This is a genomic window from Actinokineospora auranticolor (assembly GCF_041897805.1).
GTDB lineage: Bacteria > Actinomycetota > Actinomycetes > Mycobacteriales > Pseudonocardiaceae > Actinokineospora > Actinokineospora auranticolor.
In genome coordinates this window covers 367,708-389,543 of sequence record NZ_CP154825.1, presented here as the reverse complement: position 1 = coordinate 389,543, position 21,836 = coordinate 367,708, and the positions used below count along the sequence as shown (strand labels likewise).

Annotated in this window: 18 protein-coding genes and 1 riboswitch; of the genes, 2 read left to right on the top strand and 16 right to left on the bottom strand. The window is 72.7% G+C overall.

All coding sequences use genetic code 11. The annotated features are described in order from the left end of the window. Nucleotides 1–3 precede the first annotated feature (3 nt). From V5P93_RS01970 to dacB, 11 genes are all read right to left on the bottom strand, one after another. Nucleotides 4–2,211, bottom strand: coding sequence for a DUF6779 domain-containing protein (locus V5P93_RS01970; protein WP_104482683.1), 2,208 nt, complete (start codon nt 2,209–2,211; stop codon nt 4–6). Nucleotides 2,212–2,266: 55 nt separating this feature from the next. Further along, complete coding sequence (locus V5P93_RS01965) at nt 2,267–2,731, bottom strand: DUF3180 domain-containing protein (protein ID WP_104482684.1); 465 nt, start codon at nt 2,729–2,731, stop codon at nt 2,267–2,269. Continuing rightward, a complete protein-coding gene (folK, locus tag V5P93_RS01960; protein ID WP_104482685.1) occupies nt 2,728–3,213 on the bottom strand; it encodes a 2-amino-4-hydroxy-6-hydroxymethyldihydropteridine diphosphokinase in 486 nt (161 codons plus the stop codon). Before folK ends, V5P93_RS01965 begins: the two co-directional genes overlap by 4 nt. Then, nucleotides 3,210–3,575: a dihydroneopterin aldolase gene (folB, locus tag V5P93_RS01955; RefSeq protein ID WP_104482686.1), complete on the bottom strand. Its 366-nt coding sequence runs from the start codon at nt 3,573–3,575 to the stop codon at nt 3,210–3,212. Before folB ends, folK begins: the two co-directional genes overlap by 4 nt. Then, a complete protein-coding gene (folP, locus tag V5P93_RS01950; protein WP_245931682.1) occupies nt 3,572–4,414 on the bottom strand; it encodes a dihydropteroate synthase in 843 nt (280 codons plus the stop codon). Before folP ends, folB begins: the two co-directional genes overlap by 4 nt. Continuing rightward, nucleotides 4,411–5,031: a GTP cyclohydrolase I FolE gene (gene folE / locus V5P93_RS01945; protein WP_181043859.1), complete on the bottom strand. Its 621-nt coding sequence runs from the start codon at nt 5,029–5,031 to the stop codon at nt 4,411–4,413. Before folE ends, folP begins: the two co-directional genes overlap by 4 nt. A gap of 48 nt (nt 5,032–5,079) precedes the next feature. Continuing rightward, nucleotides 5,080–7,395 (bottom strand): ATP-dependent zinc metalloprotease FtsH, encoded by a 2,316-nt coding sequence (gene ftsH / locus V5P93_RS01940; protein ID WP_104482688.1) that lies wholly within the window; start codon nt 7,393–7,395, stop codon nt 5,080–5,082. A 199-nt stretch (nt 7,396–7,594) separates the two neighbouring features. Beyond that, nucleotides 7,595–8,143, bottom strand: coding sequence for a hypoxanthine phosphoribosyltransferase (hpt, locus tag V5P93_RS01935; RefSeq protein WP_104482689.1), 549 nt, complete (start codon nt 8,141–8,143; stop codon nt 7,595–7,597). A gap of 10 nt (nt 8,144–8,153) precedes the next feature. Then, entirely contained in the window at nt 8,154–9,146 is a 993-nt protein-coding gene (gene tilS, locus V5P93_RS01930) for a tRNA lysidine(34) synthetase TilS (protein WP_245931683.1), read from the bottom strand. Then, nucleotides 9,119–10,210, bottom strand: coding sequence for a zinc-dependent metalloprotease (locus tag V5P93_RS01925; RefSeq protein WP_245931684.1), 1,092 nt, complete (start codon nt 10,208–10,210; stop codon nt 9,119–9,121). Before V5P93_RS01925 ends, tilS begins: the two co-directional genes overlap by 28 nt. Nucleotides 10,211–10,426: 216 nt before the next feature. Beyond that, nucleotides 10,427–12,268: a D-alanyl-D-alanine carboxypeptidase/D-alanyl-D-alanine-endopeptidase gene (dacB, locus tag V5P93_RS01920; protein ID WP_104482691.1), complete on the bottom strand. Its 1,842-nt coding sequence runs from the start codon at nt 12,266–12,268 to the stop codon at nt 10,427–10,429. A gap of 2,180 nt (nt 12,269–14,448) precedes the next feature. On the opposite strand from dacB, the gene V5P93_RS01915 reads away from it, so the two are divergent. Next, the gene (locus V5P93_RS01915) at nt 14,449–14,946 is read left to right on the top strand and encodes an inorganic diphosphatase (RefSeq protein WP_104482692.1); all 498 of its coding nucleotides are present in this window, start codon (nt 14,449–14,451) and stop codon (nt 14,944–14,946) included. Between the two features lie 48 nt (nt 14,947–14,994). Here V5P93_RS01915 and V5P93_RS01910 read toward each other — a convergent pair whose 3' ends face one another. From V5P93_RS01910 to glyA, 4 genes are all read right to left on the bottom strand, one after another. Then, nucleotides 14,995–15,669, bottom strand: coding sequence for an SMI1/KNR4 family protein (locus V5P93_RS01910; RefSeq protein ID WP_104482693.1), 675 nt, complete (start codon nt 15,667–15,669; stop codon nt 14,995–14,997). Between the two features lie 850 nt (nt 15,670–16,519). Continuing rightward, entirely contained in the window at nt 16,520–18,169 is a 1,650-nt protein-coding gene (locus V5P93_RS01905; RefSeq protein WP_104482694.1) for an MDR family MFS transporter, read from the bottom strand. After that, nucleotides 18,166–18,747: a MarR family winged helix-turn-helix transcriptional regulator gene (locus V5P93_RS01900; protein WP_245931685.1), complete on the bottom strand. Its 582-nt coding sequence runs from the start codon at nt 18,745–18,747 to the stop codon at nt 18,166–18,168. The genes V5P93_RS01905 and V5P93_RS01900 overlap by 4 nt, the downstream gene beginning before the upstream one ends. Before the next feature lie 172 nt (nt 18,748–18,919). Beyond that, nucleotides 18,920–20,173 carry a serine hydroxymethyltransferase gene (glyA, locus tag V5P93_RS01895; protein ID WP_104482695.1) on the bottom strand — a complete coding sequence of 418 codons (1,254 nt, stop codon included), beginning with the start codon at nt 20,171–20,173 and terminating at the stop codon, nt 18,920–18,922. A 30-nt stretch (nt 20,174–20,203) separates the two neighbouring features. Continuing rightward, nucleotides 20,204–20,293, bottom strand: a riboswitch (ZMP/ZTP riboswitch). Between the two features lie 47 nt (nt 20,294–20,340). Here glyA and V5P93_RS01890 point away from each other — a divergent pair. Further along, nucleotides 20,341–20,793 carry a DUF4442 domain-containing protein gene (locus tag V5P93_RS01890; RefSeq protein WP_104482696.1) on the top strand — a complete coding sequence of 151 codons (453 nt, stop codon included), beginning with the start codon at nt 20,341–20,343 and terminating at the stop codon, nt 20,791–20,793. Between the two features lies 1 nt (nt 20,794). Here the strand turns inward: V5P93_RS01890 and V5P93_RS01885 are convergent, their stop codons facing one another. After that, a complete protein-coding gene (locus V5P93_RS01885; RefSeq protein WP_104482697.1) occupies nt 20,795–21,796 on the bottom strand; it encodes a LysR family transcriptional regulator in 1,002 nt (333 codons plus the stop codon). Nucleotides 21,797–21,836 lie beyond the last annotated feature (40 nt).

Genomic DNA, 21,836 nt, shown 5'->3' with positions numbered 1-21,836 from the left:
CGACTAGTCGTCATCCCGACGGCGGCGGTGGCGGCGGGACTGGGTCGAGCCGCCGTGAGCGGCCAGCAGTTCGTCGACCGACTTGCCGGAAGCGTGGGACCCGGTGTCCTCGGCAGCGGGCTGCGCCTCCTCGGCACGACGCCGACGGCCACCCTCGTCCTCAGGCTTGGCCCGGCGACCGGCGCGGTTGTCCTGCGGTGCGTTGACCGGCGGGAAGGTCCCGGTGGGCGCGCGACGTCGACCGCCCTCGCTATCCACCGAATCAGGCGAGACCGGCGGAAAGCGGCCCGACGGCGCGGCGTGGGCAGACCGCGCGCCGGAGGCGTAGGCGTGCCCGGGTGCGACGGGCGGGAAGTGGCCGGACGGCGCGGCGTGCGCGGAGGCCGACCGCGCGGCGGCAGGCGGGGACTGGGGCGAGACCGGCGGGAAGTGGCCGGAGGGCGCGGCGTGGGTGCCGGTCGACTGGGTCGCGCGAGGACCCTGCTGAGCGGCGGCGGGCGCCGACGCGGGAGCGAAGTGACCCGACTGGTTCGCCGGGCGGCCACCCTCGGGTGGCAGGTGGTCGGACTGGCCCGCGCGGGACTGCTGAGCAGGCGGGAAGTGGCCGGACTGCCCACCGCGAGTCCCCTGTGGCGCGGCGGCGGGCCTGCCGGTCGGACGAGCACCGGACGGGGCCTGAGCGGAGTGGCTCTCACCCCGCGCGGGCGCGAAGTGACCGGAGCTGTCCGCCTTGCCACCCGCGCGGGCGGGGCTCTGGGCTTGGCCCGCCGCACGAGCGGCAGGCGCGAACGGCGGCTGCCCCGCCGACCGCGCACTCGACTGGTCGTCCCCGTGGCCCGCGTTCGGGAACTGGCCGGAGTGGCCCGCCTGCTGCGCTTCCGCGCGTCCCCCGGACGGGAACCGGCCGGACTGGTCCACCTGCTGACCATCCGAACGCACAGCGGCCTGGCCCGAGCGGCCCGCCTGCTGGGCGTCCGCCCGCCCCCCGGTCGGGAACTGGCCAGAGTGATCCACCCGCTGGCCATCCGGCCGGGCGGCGGCTGGAGCCTGGCCGGAGTGGCCCGCCTGCTGGGCTTCCGCGCGAGCCGCGTTCGGGAACTGACCGGACTGGTCCGCGGCGCGAGCGGCCGGGGGCTGGGCGGCCGGGGGCTGCCGGGCCGGGGCCGGGCGGGTCGCGGGACGCTGGGCGGATTGGGCTGCCTGGGCTGCCTGGGCTGCCTGGGCTGGCTGGGCTGGCTGGAGGTCGGCGGCGGTGCGCTCGGCGACGGTCGGCGGGGACTGCGGCGGCCGCTGGGCCTGGTTCCGCTGGACCGATCCCGGCGCCGCCGCGTCCGGGACGCGGCCCGGTTGGCGTGGGGCGGCGGGCTTGTCCGCGGTCGACTGGTGGTTCAGCGCGGCCGCGTGTTCCTGGGCGGACCGGGGTGCCCGTTGCGGTCCCTGGACGGGACCGGCCGCGCGGGCGGGCCGCTGCGGCGTGGACTGCGCGTCCGGCTTGCCCGCAGGCCGGGGGGCCGCCGCGAGCACGCGGGCCTTCTTGCCGTTCGACCGCCCCCGCTGGGGCGCGGGCCCCTCGCCGTCCGCCTCCCACGACGGGTGCCACTCCGGGTCGATCCGCTCGTCGTCGTCCCGCCAGCCCTCGCGGCGGACGCGCTGGATCAGCTCGGTCTCCGGGTCCCGGCCGGTGGCGGTGATGCGCCGGACCTGGGCGCCCTGCCGTGCGGGTTGGCCGATCGACCGGTCCTCGGCCAGCGCGCGCATCCTGGTGGCCTCGGCGTGCAGGGCGAAGCGCTCCACCAGCACCTCGCCCCCGAGCAGCAGCTCCAGGTTCTGCCGCAGGGAGCGCAGCTCCTCGCGCAGCTCGACCAGGTCGTCCTTGGCCGCTTCCTCGGCCTTGCGCTTGGCCTCGGCCTCCGCCTCCAGCTCGAACTCGCGCCGGGCGGTGATCTCGCGCTCCAGTTCCAACTCGTAGACCCGCTGGAGCCGGTCGGCGTCGTCGGCCCGGTCGGCGACCTGCCTGCGGTACCGGGCGGCCAGGAAGGCCCCCGCGAGCGCGGCCCACAACGCCGCGACGACTCCCAGCCGCATCCACCGCAGGGAGTCGCTCAGCACCAGCACCGCGGTCGACGCGAGGGCCAGGCCTAAAGCGGCGAACAGCAGGATGCGCGCGCTCTGCGAGCCCCGCTGCGCGGTGGAGTCGGTCCGGGCCGTCATGGGCACTACCGTACCGGGCCGTTATCTCCGCGAGATCAAACGGCGGGGATGATATTCACCTGATCGGGTCGCCGCGTCGCTCATCCGGGTCATCCGGGGTGCGGCAGCAGTGTTCCAACCACAATGCGGCACCGATCAACGCCAGCGCGCACACAACGCCCACAACCGCCACCGTGACGTCGTGCTCGGCCGCATCGACCCGGCCGCTCTGCGGCAACACGTACCCCAGCAGCCCCAGCCACGCGCCCGCCATGATCGAGCCGAGCAGCGACGACGCCTTGGCCAGCGCCACCGCCCTGGCCGCGGTCAGCGGCTGCACCGACCGCCCCTCCTCGCGCTGGATGCGGCTGCGCAGCGCGAACCCGAACAGCGCCTCGACCACGGCGAGGGCCAGCAGCGTGAGCCCCGCGAGGCGGGGCAGCGGCGGCAGCCGGTCGTAGAGCAGCTGCGCGGCGAGGTACACCGCGACGGCCACCACCAGCCCGGCGGGCACCAGGTCTCGGGCCCGGGTGAACCTCATCGCAGCTCCAGGTCGTCGCGCCTGCGCACACCGGCGGTGTCCAGCCCGGCCAGCAGGTCGACCGCGCGGCCCCGGCCCGGCACCTCCGGGTCCGGCTCGACGTCCAGCCAGGGGATCAGCACCGTAGCCCGTTCGTGGGTCCCCGGATGCGGCAATAGCAACACCGGATCGTCACTGACGACCCCATCAACGGTCACCACGTCCACGTCCAGCGTGCGCGGCCCCCAGCGCAGCTCGCGGACCCGCCCGGCCCGCTGCTCCAGTTCCTGCCCGCGCCGCAGCCAACCCCACTCGTCGGTGGCGTCGTCCGCGACGACGAGCACGGCGTTGAGGAAGTCCGGCTGGTCGGTCACCCCCCAGGCGGCCGTCTCGTACACCGGCGACACCGCGACCAGCACGTCGGCGAACCCGTCGACGGCGACGCGCAGGTTGGCCAACCGGTCACCCAGGTTGGACCCGATGGACAGCACGGCCCGGCTCATCGGCGGCGGCTCCTGCGCACGGTGACCGCCACGTCGGCGAAGGTCAGCGGGATGGGCGCGCTCGGCTTGTGCACGGTGACCTCCACCGCGTGCACCCGCGCGTCCGCCATCTCGGCGTCGGCGATCTCCGCCGCCACGGTCTCGATCAGGTCCCGCGACGGCCCGGCCACCACCGCGGCCGCGCGCTCGGCCAGCTCGCCGTAGTGCACGGTGTGCCGCAGGTCGTCGGTTGCCGCGGCTTCCCGCAGGTCGATCCACAGCGTGAGGTCGACGACGAACTCCTGGCCGTCGCGCTTCTCGTGCGCGAACACGCCGTGGTGGCCGCGCACCCGCAGCCCGGTAAGGGTGATCCGGTCGGTCATCGCTCTCCCTGCTCGCACGCCATCGCCGCCGCCACCGCCACCGCGTCGAGCGACCGGCGGACGTCGTGCACCCGGACCCCCCACGCACCCGCGCTCGCCACCAGCGTGGACACGGCGGCCGTGGCGTCCTCGCGGCCGTGCGGCGGGCGGGGCGTGCCGTCGGTGCCCGCCAGCAGCGCCCCCAGGAACCGCTTGCGGGACACCCCGATGAGCACCGGGAACCCCAGGTCCAGCAGCGCGCCGAGCTCGCGCAGCAGCGCCCAGTTGTGCGCGGCGGTCTTGGCGAAGCCGATGCCCGGGTCCAGCACGATCGCCTCCGGCGACACCCCGCCGACCAGCGCGGTGTCGACCCGGGCCAACAGCTCGGCGCGCACCTCGGCGACCACGTCGGTGTACTCGGCGAGGGTGTCCATGTCCCGGCTGTGCCCGCGCCAGTGCATCAGCACCCACGGCACCCCGGTCTCGGCGGCCACCCGCACCATGTCGGTGTCGGCCAGCCCGCCGGACACGTCGTTGATCACCTGGGCGCCCGCCGCCACCGCGGCCTCGGCCACCCTGGCCCGGGTGGTGTCGACGCTGACCACGGCACCCTCGGCGACCAGCTCGCGGATCACCGGCACCACGCGGGCGATCTCCGTGTCCGCGGCCACCCGGTCCGCCCCCGGCCGGGTCGACTCGCCGCCGACGTCGATCAGGTCGGCGCCCTGCGACCACAGCGCGATGCCGTGCTCGATGGCGTCGTCGAGGTCGAGGAAGCGGCCACCGTCGGAGAACGAGTCCGGGGTGACGTTGAGCACGCCCATGACCGCGCAGCGGCCGGGTCTCGGGATCCGCGTCACCGGCGGCGCCCGTTGATCAGCTGGAGGGCCTCGGCGCGGGTGGACGGCGAGGTCTTGTGCAGGCCGCGCAGCGCGGAGGTGGTCGTGCGCGCGCCGGGCTTGCGGATGCCGCGCATCGACATGCACAGGTGCTCGGCCTCGATGACCACCACCACCCCGCGCGGCTCCAGCTTGCGCACCAGCGCGTCCGCGATCTGCGAGGTCAGCCGCTCCTGCACCTGCGGGCGCTTGGCGTAGAGGTCGACCAGCCGGGCCAGCTTGGACAGCCCGGTCACCCGGCCCTGCTCGTTGGGGATGTAGCCGACGTGCGCGACCCCGTGGAAGGGCACCAGGTGGTGCTCGCAGGTGGAGTACATCGGGATGTCGGTGACCAGGACGAGCTCGCCGTGGCTCTCGTCGAAGGTCTTGTCGAGCACCGCGTCGGGCTCGGTGTAGAGGCCGGCGAACAGCTCGGCGTAGGCCCGGGCCACCCGGGCCGGGGTCTCCAGCAGGCCCTCGCGGTCGGGGTCCTCACCGCAGGCGAGGAGCAGCTCGCGCACGGCGCGCTCGGCCCGGTCCCGGTCGAAGGCCGAGGCCGGGACGGTGTCCGTCCCGGCCCCGTTACGGCTGGTCATCATCGGTTACCTCCGGATCGTCGCGGCCGGTTGTCGGCCGCCACCATCGCATCAGGAACCGTTCGAGCGCCCACCGGAGTCCTGATCCCGACCAGTGGAATCGTCGCGGGCCTCGTTCTGCCGCTCACCCCACGACGGCTGCCACGACTGGTGCGGCCCGTTCGAGTTGGGCCCGGTCGCCGGGGTCCACCCGGGCGGCGCGCCGTAGTGCGGCGGACCGCCCTGCCTGCCCGTGGACTGGCCGTACGGGGGCGGCTGCGGGGAACCGTAGGGCGGGGGGCTGCCGTAGGGCGGCGGGGTGCCGTTCGGGTTCGTCCCGTTGCCCTGGGGCAGTTCCGGGTTGGCCCGCGGCAGTCCGCCCGGCAGGTCGCCCGCGCCGGGGATGGCGCCGACCGGGGTCGGCACCGGCTCGCGCGGGTTGTCCTCCGGCCAGGTCTCGCCGCGCTCGATGGCCTGCTCGCGGCGGGTCTTGATCGGCGGCTTGTCCGACGGGGTGCGCTCGCCGAAGTCGTTGAACGCGGTGATCCGGGGCCGCTTCTCGACCTTGGAGAAGATCCGCTCCAGGTCCTTGCGGGTGAGCGTCTCCTTCTCCAGCAGCTCCACGACCAGGTCGTCGAGCACGTCGCGGTAGGTGTTGAGCACGTCCCACGCCTCGGTGTGCGCCGCCTCGATGAGCTTGCGCACCTCCTCGTCGATCTCGTGCGCGACCTCCAGCGAGTAGTCCGCGCCGTGGCCCATCGAGCGGCCCAGGAACGGGTCGCCCTGGTCCTGGCCGTAGCGGACCGCGCCCAGCCGGGCGCTCATGCCGTACTCGGTGACCATCGCCTTGGCGATCTTGGTGGCCTGGTCGATGTCGCTGGACGCGCCGGTGGTCGGCTCGTGGAACACCAGCTCCTCGGCCGAGCGCCCACCCAGGGCGAACACCAGCCGGGCGATCATCTCCGAGCGGGTCATCAGCTGCTTGTCGTCCTCGGGGACGACCAGCGCGTGCCCGCCGGTGCGCCCGCGCGGCAGGATGGTCAGCTTGTAGACCGGCTCCAGGTCCGGCATCGCCCACGCGGCGAGCGCGTGCCCGCCCTCGTGGTAGGCGGTGATCTTCTTCTCCTTGTCGGAGATGATCCGGCTCTTGCGCGCCGGACCGCCGATCACCCGGTCGACCGACTCCTCCAGGGCAGCCGCGGTGATCAGCGACCCGTTCTGCCGCGCGGTGAGCAGCGCCGCCTCGTTGAGCACGTTGGCCAGGTCCGCGCCGGACATGCCGACGGTGCGCTTGGCCAGGCTGTCGAGGTCGGCGTCGGGCGCCATCGGCTTGCCCTTGCCGTGCACCTGGAGGATCTTCTTGCGGCCGGTCAAGTCGGGCGCCGACACCGGGATCTGCCGGTCGAACCGGCCGGGGCGCAGCAGCGCCGGGTCCAGGATGTCGGGCCGGTTGGTGGCCGCGATCAGGATGATGCCGCCGCGCGCGTCGAAGCCGTCCATCTCGACCAGCAGCTGGTTGAGGGTCTGCTCGCGCTCGTCGTGACCGCCGCCGAGGCCCGCGCCGCGCTGGCGGCCGACCGCGTCGATCTCGTCGACGAAGATGATGCACGGCGCGTTCTGCTTGGCCTGCTCGAACAGGTCGCGCACCCGGGAGGCGCCGACGCCGACGAACATCTCCACGAAGTCCGAACCGGAGATCGAGTAGAACGGCACCCCGGCCTCACCCGCGACCGCGCGGGCCAGCAGGGTCTTTCCGGTTCCGGGCGGGCCGTAGAGCAGCACGCCCTTCGGGATCTTCGCGCCCAGCGCCTGGTAGCGGGCCGGGTTCTGCAGGAAGTCCTTGATCTCGTGCAGTTCCTCGACGGCCTCGTCGGCACCGGCCACGTCCGCGAAGGTGGTCTTCGGCATGTCCTTGGGCAACTGCTTGGCCTTGGACTTGCCGAAGTTGAGCACCCGGTTGCCGCCGCCCTGGACGTTGTTCATCATCCACATGAGCAGCAGCAACAGCAGCGCGAGCGGGATCAGGAAGATCAGGATCTGGGTCAGGAACGAGTCCTGGGTCACGCTGGTGCGGAACTCGATCCCCGGTTTCCCGATCAACGACTTGTAGATCTCGTTGGTCGAGTTCGACGGGAACTGGGTCAGGATCTGGGTGACCTGCTGCCCGTCCTGGTCGATCGGGGTGTTGAGGGTCAGCTTGAGCTGCTGTTCCTTGTCGCCCAGCTCGGCGGTCTTGACGTTGCCCGCCTCGATCTGGGCAACGGCTTTCGACGTCGGCACCGAGGCGTAGCCCCGGGTGTCGTCGAACAGCAGGCTGAAGGCGAAGTAGATCAGCAACACCGCCAGGATCCACAGCAGCGGGTTGCGAAGCAGGCGCTTGCGGTCCATTCACTTACGGCCGCGACGCGGCCTCCACCCTCCCTGACGTGCACGTGAGGGCAATGACGACCCATTACCCGGCCGGACGGCGCAGCTCCGGTCCCACCAGAGTACCGTCCGCATCGGCACCCTCACCGCACGAAGCGCGGTAGGAGTGCGCATAGGTGTCAACGCGCCCGGGCCGCCATCGGTTCCCGGTGGTTTTTCATCAGGACGTGTAGACCCTGGGGTCCAAGGTCCCGATGTAGGGCAGGTCGCGGTAGCGCTCGGCGAAGTCGAGGCCGTAGCCGACGACGAACTCGTTGGGGATCTCGAAGCCGACGTAGCGGACCGGCACGTCCACCTTCACCGCGTCCGGCTTGCGCAGCAGCGTGCACACCTCCAGCGAGCGCGGGCCGCGCGAGGCGAGGTTCTTGAGCAGCCAGGACAGCGTGAGCCCGGAGTCGATGATGTCCTCGACGATGAGCACGTCCCGGCCCGCGATGTCGCGGTCGAGGTCCTTGAGGATCCGCACGACACCGGAGGAGGAGGTCGCCGAGCCGTACGAGGTGACGGCCATGAACTCCAACTGCACCGGCACCGGCAGCGCCCGCGCCAGGTCGGTCATGAACATGACCGCGCCCTTGAGGACACCGACCAGCACGAGGTCCGCGCCGCCACCGGGGTAGTCGCCGCCGACCTGCTTGGCCAGCTCCGCGATCTTCTCGTTGATCTGGTCCTCGGTGATGAGCACGGAGGCGATGTCGCCGTCGTACACGGTTCCCCTCTCAGGTGTCCGGCCGTTCAATGTGGAGCCTGCCATGCGCGCGGCGCGCCACCAAGCCGCCCGGCAGGGCCACGCCGCGCTGCCCGTGCCAGGCGGAGATCAGCTCGTCGACCGCCCGCAGGTGGGTGTCGCTCAGTTCGGGGGCGCCGCCGTCGATGAGCCAACCGCGCAGCGCCCGCCTGCGCAGCGCGGGCGGGGCGGGCGTGAGTTCGGACACGTCCAGCGCGCCGTCGTGGCGGGCGCGGGCCAGGAGGTCGGCGGCGAGGTCGTCGAGCGCGGCGAGGTCGTCGCGGAGTTGGGCGGCCGTGCGCGCTAGCGCGCCCGCGACGCCGCCCTGCAGCACGTCCTCGAGCAGCGGGAGGACCTCGTGGCGGAGCCGGACGCGGGTGAAGCGCGGGTCGTCGTTGTGCGGGTCCTGCCAGGGTTCGACGCCGAGCGCGGCGCAGGCGTCCCGCGTGGTCGAGCGGGAGACGCCGAGCAGCGGGCGGGCCCAGGGGCGGTCGAGGGCGCGCATCCCCGCGATGGACCGCGGGCCGGACCCACGGCCCAGACCGAGCAGGACTGTCTCCGCCTGGTCGTCGCGCGTGTGACCGAGAAGGACCCAAGAGTCGCCCGCAGCCTCTCTTAGCGCTGCGTACCTCGCGCGTCGTGCGGCGGCCTCTATGCCGCCACCGCCTGCTACGTCGACCAGGAGGACTTCGACCTTGTCGAGTCCGAGGACGGCGAGGTGGTCGGCGGCGCGTAGTGCGGTCTTGGCGGATTCGGCTTGCAGGCCGTGGTCGACGATCAGTCCGTCGACCCGCAGGCCCAGCTTGTGGCCCTCGAACTCGGCGGCGGCGGCGAGCGCCAGGGAGTCCGCGCCGCCGGACACCGCGACGGCGACGCGGTCGACCGGGCGCGCCGCGGCCAGCAGGTCGCGCACGGCCACCCGGACCCTGGCCAGCGCCGGGTGCGGCCTGCCCGGGCTCAGACCGGGGAAACGCGCCGGATCCACGCCTGTGGGTCCCCCAGTTCGGACCGCAGGGGCAGGGTCTCCGGCGAGGTCCAGATCGTGTTGAAGCCGTCCATGCCGACCGCGTCGACCACGTGCGTGGTGAACTTCGCGCCGACGGCGTACTGCTTCATCTTCGCCTCGACGCCGAGCAGGCTGCGCAGGACGCGGTCGAGCAGGCCGCCGCCGCGGCGGCGCACGGTGAACCGCTCGCGGATGGTCGCCACCGTCGGCACGACCATCGGGCCGACCGCGTCCATCACATGGTCGGCGTGGCCCTCCAGCAGCGTGGACACCGCGATGAGCCGGTCGAACACGGCCCGCTGCTCGGGCGACTGGACCAGCTCCATGAGCGCCATGGGACCGGTGTTGGCCGTCGGGTCGGCGTCCGGGTCGGGGCGGCCGCGGGCGGCGCGCAGGATGTCCGGCAGCCGCGAGACGACGCCGTTGGCGCTGTCGTCCAGGCCGGTCAGGAAGGTCGCGACCTGCTGCTGGAAGTAGTCCCGTAGCCACGGCACCGCGGTGAATTGCAGGCGGTGCGTGCACTCGTGCAGGCAGACCCACATCCGGAAGTCCTCCGGCGGCACGTCCAACGCCTGCTGCGCGGCGACGATGTTGGGCGCGACCAGCAGCAGCCGACCGGTGCCCGCGCCGAACGGGTCGTACTGGCCCAGCACCCGGCTGCTCAGGTAGGCCAGCACCATCCCGGCCTGCACGCCCGCCGTCCCGGCCAGGACACCGCCGACCACCCGGCTCGGCCGCTGCGGCAGCACACCGGAGGTGAGGGTCGCGATGCTCTGCGCGGCGGCCTCGATCCAGTGCTGCCGGTCGACCACGTCGCCGTCGAGCAGCGGCAACCCGGCGCCGAGCCCGGTCAGGCGGCGCACGTGCTCCTCGGCCTCGGCGGTGATCTCCCGCAACCGGACCACCGAGTGCTCGGCGACCTCGCGGCTGACCACCGGCCCCGGCCGCACCAGTCGCCGCGCGGTCGACACCGCGAGGTCCCAGTCGACCGGCGGCGCACCCTCGGTCGAAACACCCGCCACGTCCGCACCGGTCGCGTTCACAGCGTCGACGCTACCCGTTGACCGCCCAAGAGCCCACGAGCACAGCCCCCGCCCTCCCCTTGAGGTCAAGCAGCTGCTCCAGTCCATCGGCGGCGGGGCGCCGGGAAAGAGACCGCGAAATCCTGTGGATGGGCGCGGCGGATGGGACAACTCGCGATCAAGGAAAAATCCGGGTGGTGCCCGCCCGGCCGAGGCAGGCACCACGCCGGCGCCCGCTCACCGGCAGCCGCACTGGCGCAGGGTCGCGGCGACCGCGTCGAGCGCGGGTCGGGCCTCGGCCGCGTTGGAGCCGTTGGACATCATGGCGAACACGAGCAGCCTGCCGTCCTTGGTCAGCACCACGCCCGCCAGCGAGTTCACGTTCGCCAGCGTGCCGGTCTTGGCCCGCACCCAACCCTTGCCGACCGCGTCGGCCGGGCCCTGGTAGCGGCCCGCGAGGGTGCCGCTGCCGCCCGCCACGGGCAGGCCGCCGAGCAGGGGGCGCAGCTTGGCGGTGCGCGGGTCCTTGCCGTCGGGGGCGGCGGCGACCCGCAGGATGTCGGCGAGCAGCGCGGCGCTGACCAGGTTGTCGGTGGACAGGCCGCTGCCGTCGCTGAGCCTGACCGTGGACACGTCGAACCCGTTGTCGCGCAGGATCTTGGTGGTGGCCTCGGTGGCGCCGGTGAACGACACCTCGTGGCCGGTCTCCTTGGCGACTTCGCGGGCCACGGCCTCGGCGAGCACGTTGTCCGAGTTCTGGAGCGCGTTGTCGACCAGCTCGACGATGGGCGCGGAGCGCACCTCACCCAGCACCTTGGCGTCGGGCTTGGCGGTCGTGGTGGCCTTGGCGGGCACCTTCGCACCGATCCGCTCGGCGAACTTCTCGGCCAGCGCCCGCGCCGGGTTGGCCGCGCGCGGCGACACGGCCGCGGTCGGGTCGGCCCGGCCGCCGTCAAGCATGGCGGGCACCATCGGGGCGATGTAGCCGCCCTGCACGTCGCCCGGGATCCAGCCCTTGGCCAGTGAGTCGCCCGTGTACCGGCCGACGTCGAGCAGCACGGTGTCGACCGGGCCAGCGGTCTTGACCTGGGCGACGAGGTCGTCGAGGTGCGCGGCACCGGGGTAGACGGTGTCCTTGCCCGCGGCGAACGAGGAGAGCGTGGGGTCGCCGCCGCCGACGATGATCACCGTGCCGGGCTGGTCGCCCTGCACGACCTTGGTGGTCAGCTGGTCGGAGTGCGGCAGGGCGAGCAGCGCGGCGGCCGAGGTCAGGACCTTGGTGGTGGACGCGGGCACCAGCGTGGTGTCGGCGTTCTGCGCGTAGAGGACGTCACCGGTCGTCGGGTCGATGACGGTGCCGGTCAGCGCGCCGAGGACGCTGTTGCTCGCCGGTCCGGCCAACGCGGCCTGGACCCCCGCAGCCGTGGGCGCCGGGCTGTCGGCGCCGGGCCTGCGCAGGGTCGGGGTGAACTGCACGGGCGGGCTGGGGGCGGCGATGGGGACGTCGGGTTCGGACGGCCGGAGCCCTACCTTCTCAGCGAGCCCGGGCACGAGGAACACGGCCCCGGCGGCGAGCGCGAGCAGGGCGACGACGGAGACCAGGCTGACGACCAACCCGGTCCGCTTCCGCTTGACCGCGGGCGCGGGCTCGTCCTCGACCTCCAGCGGCGCGGGCTCGCGGGAGACCGCGCCGACGCTGATGAACTGGGTCCGCTCAGCCGCCTCCTCCGGCCGCCCGCCGAGCCCCGGGCGGTTCTGGTTCGGCCCGCCACCGCGTGGGAGTTGGGCGGGTGCGAAGACCTGGGTGGCCTCGGCGCGGTCGGGTGCCTGCCCCGGCGGCCTGATCTGCTGGTTGGCCCCCACCGGGCCGCGTTGGTTACCGCCCTGCGCCTGCCGCGGTGCCCCTGGCCGCGGCTGCCCGAACTCCCCACCGGCGACCTGACCGGGCCGCTGCCCCGGCGGGAGCGGGCCCACGCCGGGCTGCGGCCGTCCCGGGATCCGATCCGGCCGCACAGCCGCCGTCTGCCCCAGGTCCGGATTGCCCCCGCCCGGCGGCTTCGGCCCGACGGGCTTGACCACCGTGGTGTCCTGCGCGGCCTCAGGCTCGCGCCGCGGCTGCGGCCTCCCCGGGGAACGATCCGGCCGCACGGCCGGCGGCTCCCCGTCGGACGGCTTCCCCGGCACGGCCCCTGGCCGCTCCGCCCGGCCAGGCCCAACGGAGCCCGCACCAGGTGACTGTCGCAGTCCCGCAAGCCCATCGGGCCGCACGGCTGCTGTCTGACCCGATTCGCCCGCACCGGCACCGGGCGCCTTGGCCTCCCGTGCGGGACCAGGCTGCTCCGCCCGACTCACACCGGGCTTCGGGCCTCCCGACGCCTCATCCGGCTGCGGCGAAGCCGCCTGCCCCGACTTCCGATCACCATCGCCCGCCGCCTGACCGACACCAGGCGCCGGGGGACCAGGCCGTTCCGCCTGACCGCCGGACTGGCGATCTTCCGGGGCTCGATCACCGCCACCCGGGACCTGACCAGCGGGCGGCTTCGCCTCTCGTGTGGCACCAGGCTGCTCCGCCCGACTCGCGCTGGACTCCCGCGACAACGACGCGGCCTGGCCCGACTCCCGCTCGCCACCATCCGCGGCCCGACCGGCATCAGGCAGCTGCGTCCCCGGCGACTTGGCCGCTCCTTGCGGAGTACCGGACCGCGGCTTCGAGGCCCGATCCAGCGGCAACGACGCAGTCCGACCCGACTCCCGCGCACCGCCGTCCACAGCCTGGCCTGCGCCCGGCAGCTGCGACCCCGCCGACTCCGTCGCCTCAGCCTCCTGAGGAGCACCGGATCGCTCAGCCTGGCTCACACCGGACTGCGCCCCGTTAGCCCCGCCCAACGGCAACGACGCCGTCCGCCCCGACTCCCGCTGGCCGGCATCAGGTGCGTGCGCCCCCGGCGGCTTGGCCGTCCCAGCCTCCCGAGGAGCACCAGCCCCCTCCAGCTGCCCCGCACCAGACTGCCGACCCGGAACCCCACCCAGCGGCAACGACGCCGTCCGGCTCGACTCCCGCCGGCCGCCATCCGCGTCAGGCGACCCCAGCGGCGTGGCCGCTGTGACCTCCCGACCAGCACCAGACCGCTCCGCCTGACCCGCGCCAGACTTCGGCCCCGACGCCCCGCCCAGCGGCAACGACGCGGTCTGGCTCGACCCCTGATCGCCGCCGTCGGTGGCTTGGCCCGCGTCAGGTGACTGCGCAGGCGACTCTCGGGTAGCACCGGACCGGGGCCCGGGAGCTCGGTCCAGCGGCAACGACGCCGTCTGGCCCGATTCCCGCTCACCACCATCCGCGGCCTGGCCGGCATCCGGCAGCCGCGGCCCCGCCGACTTGGCCGCCCCTCGGGTAGCACCCGCCTGCGGCTTCGAGGCCCGGTCCAGCGGCAACGCCGACTGACCCGACTCCCGATCACCCGCGGCCCGACCGGCATCGGGCTGCGGCGGCTCGGCCGGTTGCCCTGGCTGACCGCCGCTGGGGGCGTCGTTCTTCCCCGGCTGCGGAAGCCCCGAGTGCCCGCCCCGGGGCAACGACGCCGTCTGGTCCGAGTCCGGTGCGCCCGCACCAGTCGGCTGCCCAGGCGACTGACTTGGCGTGGGCTTGGCCGGTCGCGCGGCCTCTGGTCGTAGTGGCGCCGTCTGGCCTTCGGGTGTCGGCTCGGTGTCCGGGTGCTTCGCCTGGTCCACCGAGGCCTGGGCGGCGGGTTCGACCCGCGGCTTGGGCGTGGGCACCGTGGTGCCGCCGTCGGCGAGTGGGCGGACCGGTCGGGTGGTCTTGGTCGACGGGTCCGGGGTCGGCTCGGCGCCCGAGTCGGCGGTTTCACCCGTTCGTGCCGTGGCGTCGTCGGGCGTGTCGGGGTCGGATGGGACGTGGGTCTCGTCACGTAACACCACCGCGTCGTCGGCGGTGTTCGGGTCGGTGGTGCCGTGGTCGGCTTCGTCACCGTCGGCGGTCGGCCACGCGGCATCGTCCGAGGTGGGCCACGCTGGGGTCTCATCGGGCACGTCAGTAGGACGTTTCTGCTGGTCACCAGGTTGCCGCGCGACCGGCTCCGACCCCACGCCGCGATCTTGGTCCGGCTCCGGCACGCCGCTTCCTCCCCCTGGGCCCAAGGCGAATCTCACACCCCGTGGCCGCGGTATCGGTGCGGGCCGGGGGGACGCCGTGGTCCACACTAGAGGCGAAGCGAAGAAGGCGAAGAGGAGCGAGGAACGGCGTGGAGTTCGACGTCACGATCGAGATCCCCAAGGGGAACCGGAACAAGTACGAGGTAGACCACGAGACTGGTCGCATCAGGCTGGACCGGACCCTCTTCACCGCGACGCAGTACCCGGCCGACTACGGCTTCGTGGACAACACCCTCGGTGAGGACGGCGACCCGCTGGACGCGCTCGTCCTGGTCCAGGAGCCCACGTTCCCCGGCTGCCTGATCCGCGCCCGCGCCATCGGCATGTTCCGCATGACCGACGAGAAGGGCGGCGACGACAAGGTGCTGTGCGTCCCGTCGCACGACCCGCGCACCGAGCACCTGCGCGACATCCACCACCTGGCCGAGTTCCACCGGCTGGAGATCCAGCACTTCTTCGAGGTCTACAAGGACCTGGAGCCCGGCAAGAGCGTCGAGGGCGCCAGCTGGGTCGGCCGCACCGAGGCCGAGGCCGAGATCAAGCGCTCGTACGAGCGCGCCAAGGAAACGGGCGTCGAGCACCACTGAGCCCGCGGGTTATGAGCGCCCCGGGTCATGCCGACCCGGGGCGTTCAGTCATTCCCGGACCCAGGTGAGCGTCCCGACGGCGTCGACCTCCGGCCGGTACTCGGCGGCGCTCGCCCCCTCCAGCCGGTCGACCGCGCGCTCCAGCAGGTCGCTGAGGCTCGGCGCGACCAACTGCCGCGCCGGGTGGCGGTAGACGGCGCCGCCGCGCAGGTAGAGCACGCCCGAGTCGCTCCGCGCGAAGGGCAGGTCCCCCTGCTGCCACCCGTCCCCCCGCTCGCAGAGCTCGACGGCCGTGGTGACGATGTCGCGCGCGGACAGCGGGAGGTACGCGGGCGGCAGTGTGAAGCCGCCGGGTCGGGCGCCGTCGTGGCGGGCCAGCGCGATGGCCAGGTCGGCGGGCAGCCGGACACCGAGGTCGCGCTGCATGGTGGCCAGGTCGGCGGCGGTGGCGGACCGGTTCCACACGGTCGACGTGGCCGGGGCGTTGGTCTCCAGCCAGCGGTCCAGGCGGTCGAGGGTGGTGGCGAGCCGGGCGACCAGGGCGGGTGGCGCGGGCGAGATGGTGACCGGCCCCTCGGGTGGCACGCAGCGCGAGGCGCTCGGGGGCGGGGCGGGGGCGGACTCGGTCGGCGACGCGCGCTCCCGGTCCCGGACCACGCCGATGGCCAGGGCCGACGCGATCAGCAACCCGCCCACGGCGAAGATCGCCAGGACTACCCGCATCAACCACCTCGTAGGTACCGCGAGAGATGTGCACGGCGCCCGTGCGAGCCGTTGGTGGGCAACGGGGCCAGAGACAAGATCGCAGACCGGGCTCGTCCTGCCCAGCCCTGGGGGTAATTCCCATTCCCGGACAGGGTGTGCGCGCGTGCAGCGGGGTTCCGGCCAGCGGGGTTCTCGTGGTCTTGGACGCGGACGTTCTGACCTGGCGTGGTTGCGTTCTCTCGTGGTCCGGGACGCAGACGTTCCGACCCAGCGTGGTTGCGTTCTCTCGTGGTCCAGGCGCGAGTTTTCGAGCTGCGCTCGATGGGGTGGAGCGCGGTGGATTGAGTGGTGGGCCGGGCTGGCACACGTCGGCGGGTGGCGGGTTCGGCGGGGCGGGGCGGGGCGGGGCGGGGCGGGGCGGGGAAGGGTTGCGTGGTGACCTGGGTGGGGTGGGCGAGCGGGGCTTGGGTGGGTGGAGGCCGGGTCGGTGTAGGTCGGCGGGCAGCGGGCTCGGCCGGGCAGGGAGGGGACAGTGGCGAGGTGTTCCAGCCTGGGTGGGCGTGTATCTGCGGTAGGCCGCTCGGGAAGAGACCGCGAAATCCTGTGAGCTTATTCAGCGGCGTAGAAATATAGGCCGATGACTGCGGAGGTGGTCTCGGTAAAGGTGTTGATGGGCGTCAGTACGCCCGATTCCTTCAGGCCTGCGGATGAGTGCGGCGGATGGGGACAACTCGCGATCAAGGGAATTTTGCCGCTGGGCGAGCGGGCGAGTTCGGCCTGGGTGGGTTGTTGCGGTCCAGCAGAAGGGGAACGACGGCAGCGGCCCCGCACTCGGGAGGAGTGCGGGGCCGCTGTCGTCGAACTGGTGTCAGTGCATCGCGGCCGGGGCCGGGGCGGCTTCCGCTGCCTCGTCGGCGGCGCGCTGGATGCCGGACTTGTTGACCAGCGGGGTCTCCTTCAGGAACCAGATCAGCGCGAAGGCGACCACGGTCACGCACGCGCCCACCAGGAACACCGTGTCCAGGGAGCTGGCGAAGCCGGTCAGGATCGGCTTGGCCAGGGTCGGGTCGAGGGTGGTGAGGAACTGCGTGTTGTTCAGGTCGATCCCACCACCGTTCGACAGGCTCTCCGCGAACTGGGGGTTCTGCTGCAGCGCGGCCACGAAGGACGCGTCGCCGCGGGCGGTGGCGAAGGCGTCGCCGATGCGGTCGCCTACGACGCTGAACAGGATGGAGAGGAAGACCGCGGTGCCGACCGTGCCGCCGATGGAGCGGAAGAAGGTGGCCGACGAGGTCGCCACGCCCATGTCCTTGACCGGGACGTCGTTCTGGATGGCCAGGATCAGGGTCTGCATGCACAGGCCCAAGCCTGCACCGGCCAGCACCATGATCAGCATGGTCGCCCAGACCGGGGTGTCCACGCCGATCCGCGAGAACAGGAACATGGCCACGACCATGAGCGACAGGCCGATGATCGGGTACTTGCGGTAGCGGCCGGTGCGGGCGATCAGCTGACCGCTGCCGGTGGCCGCGACCAGGATGCCGAAGGTCATCGGCAGGGTCATCAGGCCGGACTCGGTCGGGGTCGCGCCCTTGACGATCTGCAGGTAGAGCGGCAGCGACATCATCATGCCGAACATGCCGACGCCCATCACGAAGTTGACCACGTTGGTCAGCGCGAAGGTCTGCCTGCGGAACAGCCGCATCGGCAGCAGGGCCGCGTCGCCCATCTTCTTCTCGATGAAGATGAAGGCCCCCAACCCGACCACGCCGATGGCGTACATCGCGACCGAGCTACCGGCGCCCCAGCCCCACTCGCGGCCCTGTTCGGCCACGATCAGCAGCGGCACCAGGCCGACGGTGAGCGCGATGGCGCCCCAGTAGTCCACGCGCTGCGGGACGCGGGTGTGCGGGACGTTGAGCTTCCGGGCGACCACGATCAGCGCGACGATGCCGATCGGCACGTTGAGCAGGAAGACCCAGCGCCAGCCCTCGAGGCCCGCGAAGGTGTCCAGGCCGGCGAACGCGCCGCCGACGACCGGGCCCGCCACGCTGGACAGACCCCACACGGCCATGAAGTAGCCCTGGTACTTGCTGCGCTCCCGCGGCGGCACCATGTCGGCGATGATCGCCAGCGCCAGCGACATGAGACCACCGGCGCCCAGGCCCTGCACCGCGCGGAACGCGGCCAGCTCGTACATCGAGTTCGCGATGCCCGACAGGATGGACCCGGCCAGGAAGAACGAGATCGCCGTGAGGTACATCGGCTTGCGGCCGAAGATGTCGGACAGCTTGCCGTAGAGCGGGGTGGAGATGGTGGCCGTGATCAGGTAGGCCGTGGTGGCCCAGGCCTGGATGGTCTGGCCGTGGAGCTGGTCGGCGATCGTCTTCATGGCCGAGGCCATGATCGTCTGGTCGAGCGCGGCGAGCAGCATACCGAGCATCAGCCCGGACAGGACGGTGAGGATCTGCCGGTGGCTGAGCTGCCCCGGTTGGCCCTCGATGGCCGGAGCGGTCATTGCTTTCCCCCTTCAGAACGCGCGTAAGCGGCGCATTCGGTGATCAATTGCGGCAGGTACGTGGCGTGGTCGGCGAGGAAGCGCTCAAACAGGGTGGTGAACGCGTCCAGGTCGTCCGAGTCCCAGTGGCGGACCATGCGGGACAGCGCCAGCGCCAGCCCGGCGCGCTGCCGTTCGAGCAGCGCGGTGCCCTTGTCGGTGATGGCCAGCAGGCTCGCCCTGCCGTCCTCGGGATCCGCCCGGCGCTCCACCAGGCCGTCCTTGACCAGGGCGGCGACCTGGCGGCTGACGGTGGACGGGTCGGAGTGGATGGCCTCGGCCAGCGCGCTCGCGCGACTGGGGCCGAGGACGTACAGGTTCTTCAGCAGGACGACGGCTGAGCGGTCCACCCCGACCTTGCTCATCCGCGCGGCTACCGCGGCCTGCTGCTTGCCGAAGGCGAACAGTACCGAGGCCAGCCGCTGGCCGCGATCGATTTCCGCCTGGGTCAGGTCCGGCTGGACCGACCCCGGCTCGACCGGGTCGTTCGTCCCGTCGGCGAGGCCCGACGCCGACGCGTCGATCTCTGGCGCGGACACCGTACCTCCCGAGTTGCTTGCATCATCCAAGTAGTTGGTCGATACAAGCATGCGCTTTTCGGGTGACGGATGGCAACCGATTAACCCGAGACCCCGCTCACAACGCCGGACACCCCCCGACCGGGGTCCGGTCGGGGGGTGTTCACGCTGATCAACAGCTGTTTGGGGGTCCTCACACCCAGCCGGGCATGGGGTGCGCGGCGAGCAGTTCGCGGATCTCGGCGGCGATCCGGTCCAGCTCGGCTTGATCACTGGCCGCGACGGCCTGGTCGATCCACGCCGCCAACCGGGGCATGTGCTCGACGCCGAGACCACGCGTGGTGATCGCCGCCGTGCCCAGCCGGATACCCGACGGGTCGAACGGCTTGCGGGAGTCGAAGGGCACGGAGTTGTAGTTCAGCTCGATGCCCGCGCGGTCCAGCGCCTGCGCGGCGGGCTTGCCCGCGACGGCCTTGTTCGACAGGTCGACCAGGATCAGGTGGTTGTCGGTGCCGCCGGAGACCAGGTCGAACCCGCGCTCGATCAGGGCGTCGGCCAGTGCCTTGGCGTTGGCCACCACGGCCGCCGCGTAGTCGCGGAACGCCGGCCGCGCCGCCTCGCCCAGCGCCACCGCGATGGCCGCGGTGGTGTGGTTGTGCGGGCCGCCCTGCAGGCCGGGGAACACGGCCTTGTCCAGCGCCTTGGCGTGCTTGGCGTCCGACATCAGCATGGCGCCGCGCGGGCCGCGCAGGGTCTTGTGCGTGGTCGTGGAGATGATCTGCGCGTGGCCGACCGGCGACGGGTGCGCACCGCCCGCGACCAGGCCCGCGATGTGCGCGATGTCCGCGACCAGCACCGCGTCCACCTCGGCGGCGATCTCGGCGAAGGCCGGGAAGTCGATGGTGCGCGGGATCGCGGTGCCACCGCAGAAGATCAGCTTCGGCCGCTCGGCCAGCGCCAGCTCGCGGACCTCGTCGAGGTCGACGCGGCCGGTGTCCTTGCGCACCCCGTACTGCACGGCGTCGAACCACTTGCCGGTCGCGGAGACGCCCCAGCCGTGGGTCAGGTGGCCACCGGCGGGCAGCGCCATGCCCATGACCTTGTCGCCGGGGTTGACCAGCGCCGTGTAGACCGCGAGGTTCGCCGGGGAGCCGGAGTACGGCTGCACGTTGGCGTGCTCGACGCCGAACACGGCCTTGGCGCGCTCGATGGCCAGGGTCTCGACCTGGTCGACGAACTGCTGGCCCTCGTAGTAGCGCTTGCCCGCGTAGCCCTCGGAGTACTTGTTGGTCAGCACCGTGCCCGTGGCCTCCAGCACGGCGGTGGAGACGTAGTTCTCCGAGGCGATCAACCGGATCTTCTCGTACTGGCGGCGCGCCTCCCCCTCGACCAGGTCGGCGACGGCGGGGTCGGCCGCGGCGAGGTGGGTGATGGCGGGCTGGTGCATGTGGCGTCCTTCCGCGGTTCTTGGCTTCGCCGGGGACACCCAGGCGTTCGGTGCCACTGTCCGCTGCGGCCGCTCCCCGGTGGTTGACCCCACCCGTGCACGCCAGTCACGACCAGGGAGAACCATACACTTGACCGGTTGAAGTTACTCACGAGTAATATGAGGCCATGAGCACAGACCTCGGCTGGGTCGCCGACGCGATGAAGCAGTCCGTCCCCTGGGTGCGCGCCGCCGGGGTCGAGTTCCTGGAGGTGGCCGCGGACCGGGTCGTGTGCGCGCTGCCGGACGTCGAGGACCAGCGCAACCACGTCGGCGGACCGCACGCGGCGGTGCTGTTCGGGCTCGCCGAGACCGCGTCGGGCGCGGTCGGGCTGGCGTCGTTCGCGGCGGAGATGGGCCGGGTGACGCCGCTGGTGGTGCGCTCGGAGATCCGCTACCGCAAGCTCGCGCTCGGCGCGCTGACGGCCGAGGCGGTGCTCGGGCGCAAGGCGGCGGACGTGGTCGCCGAACTCGAGTCGGGGGTGCGACCGGAGTTCCCCGTGGAGTGCGTGATCCGGGACGCGGCGGGCGTGGTCACCGCCGAGATGACGGTCGTGTGGACCCTGCGCCCGGCCCGCTGAGTCAGCTGGGGCGGGTCGGCCGGGGTAAGGCCAGGGCCGCGTCCACCTCGACGTGCGCCTCGGGGTGCTCCTTCCACCACTGCGCGTACGTCGGGTTGCGGTCGACGATCGACCGGTAGGCGTGCGCGACGCAGGCGAACACCTCGTGCCGCCGGTTGCCCAGCACGCCGTCGAGCCGGATCACCAGCACGACCGGCAACCGCAGCGGCGCGCCGCGCAGCGGGCGGATCTCGAAGCCCGGCCCCCCGAGGGACGCCGGTTGCGCGAGGCACACCCCGCCCGACGCCGCGAGCGCCATGGCGGTGCGCGCTTCCGTGACGTGGTGCGTGATCCGCGGCGTGAAGCCGACCTTCTCGCACGCCTCCCGGAACCCCAGCCGGATCGTGTCCTGGTCCGGCGGCGGGACGATCCAGTCCAGGTCGGCCAGGTCCGCCAGGTCGACCTCGTCCTGCTCGGCCAGCGGGCTGTCGGAGCTGAACGCGACGAACTGCGGCTCCTCGACGATGGTGCGCACCTCGACGTCGCGCAGCATCCGGTGCTCCATGCCCTCGAACCGCTCGAAGACGGCCAGGTCGGCCTGCTTGGCCGAGATCAGGTCGAGCAGCGCGGGCCCGGAGGAGTCGATCTCGGTGCGCAGTTCCGTGCAGCGCACCCACGCGCGCAGCTCGGTGATCAGCGCGCTGGTGAACAGCATCGGGCTCGACGCCAGCACCAGCGGCGCCTCGCCGGGGTTCTGGGTGTGCGTGCGGGCCGAGGCGAGCAGCGCGGACATGTCCTCCAGGACGACCCGGGCGGAGCGCACTACGCTGCGCCCCAGTTCGGTGGGCACGCTGCCGTTGGACGAGCGGCGGAACAGCTCGCCGCCGACCAGGCGCTCGATGGAACGCAGCTGCGCGGTCAGGGCCGGTTGGGTGACGCCGAGCCGGATGGCCGCCTTGGACACACTGCCTTCCTCCGCGATCGCGCAGATCGCCCGGAGGTGCCGGAGTTCGAGTTCGGCCATAAGGGGAATTGATACCCCGTTCGGATGAGGTCCGGCTAGG

Excerpts from the sequence above, each read along its gene's own strand:
- V5P93_RS01965 (WP_104482684.1), bottom strand. The coding sequence starts at position 2,731 with ATGAGGTTCACCCGGGCCCGAGACCTGGTGCCCGCCGGGCTGGTGGTG.
- V5P93_RS01910 (WP_104482693.1), bottom strand. The coding sequence starts at position 15,669 with ATGCGGGTAGTCCTGGCGATCTTCGCCGTGGGCGGGTTGCTGATCGCG.
- glyA (WP_104482695.1), bottom strand. The coding sequence starts at position 20,173 with ATGCACCAGCCCGCCATCACCCACCTCGCCGCGGCCGACCCCGCCGTC.
- folB (WP_104482686.1), bottom strand. The coding sequence starts at position 3,575 with ATGACCGACCGGATCACCCTTACCGGGCTGCGGGTGCGCGGCCACCAC.
- folE (WP_181043859.1), bottom strand. The coding sequence starts at position 5,031 with ATGATGACCAGCCGTAACGGGGCCGGGACGGACACCGTCCCGGCCTCG.
- V5P93_RS01890 (WP_104482696.1), top strand. The coding sequence starts at position 20,341 with ATGAGCACAGACCTCGGCTGGGTCGCCGACGCGATGAAGCAGTCCGTC.
- V5P93_RS01970 (WP_104482683.1), bottom strand. The coding sequence starts at position 2,211 with ATGACGGCCCGGACCGACTCCACCGCGCAGCGGGGCTCGCAGAGCGCG.
- V5P93_RS01885 (WP_104482697.1), bottom strand. The coding sequence starts at position 21,796 with ATGGCCGAACTCGAACTCCGGCACCTCCGGGCGATCTGCGCGATCGCG.
- V5P93_RS01905 (WP_104482694.1), bottom strand. The coding sequence starts at position 18,169 with ATGACCGCTCCGGCCATCGAGGGCCAACCGGGGCAGCTCAGCCACCGG.
- ftsH (WP_104482688.1), bottom strand. The coding sequence starts at position 7,395 with ATGGACCGCAAGCGCCTGCTTCGCAACCCGCTGCTGTGGATCCTGGCG.
- folK (WP_104482685.1), bottom strand. The coding sequence starts at position 3,213 with ATGAGCCGGGCCGTGCTGTCCATCGGGTCCAACCTGGGTGACCGGTTG.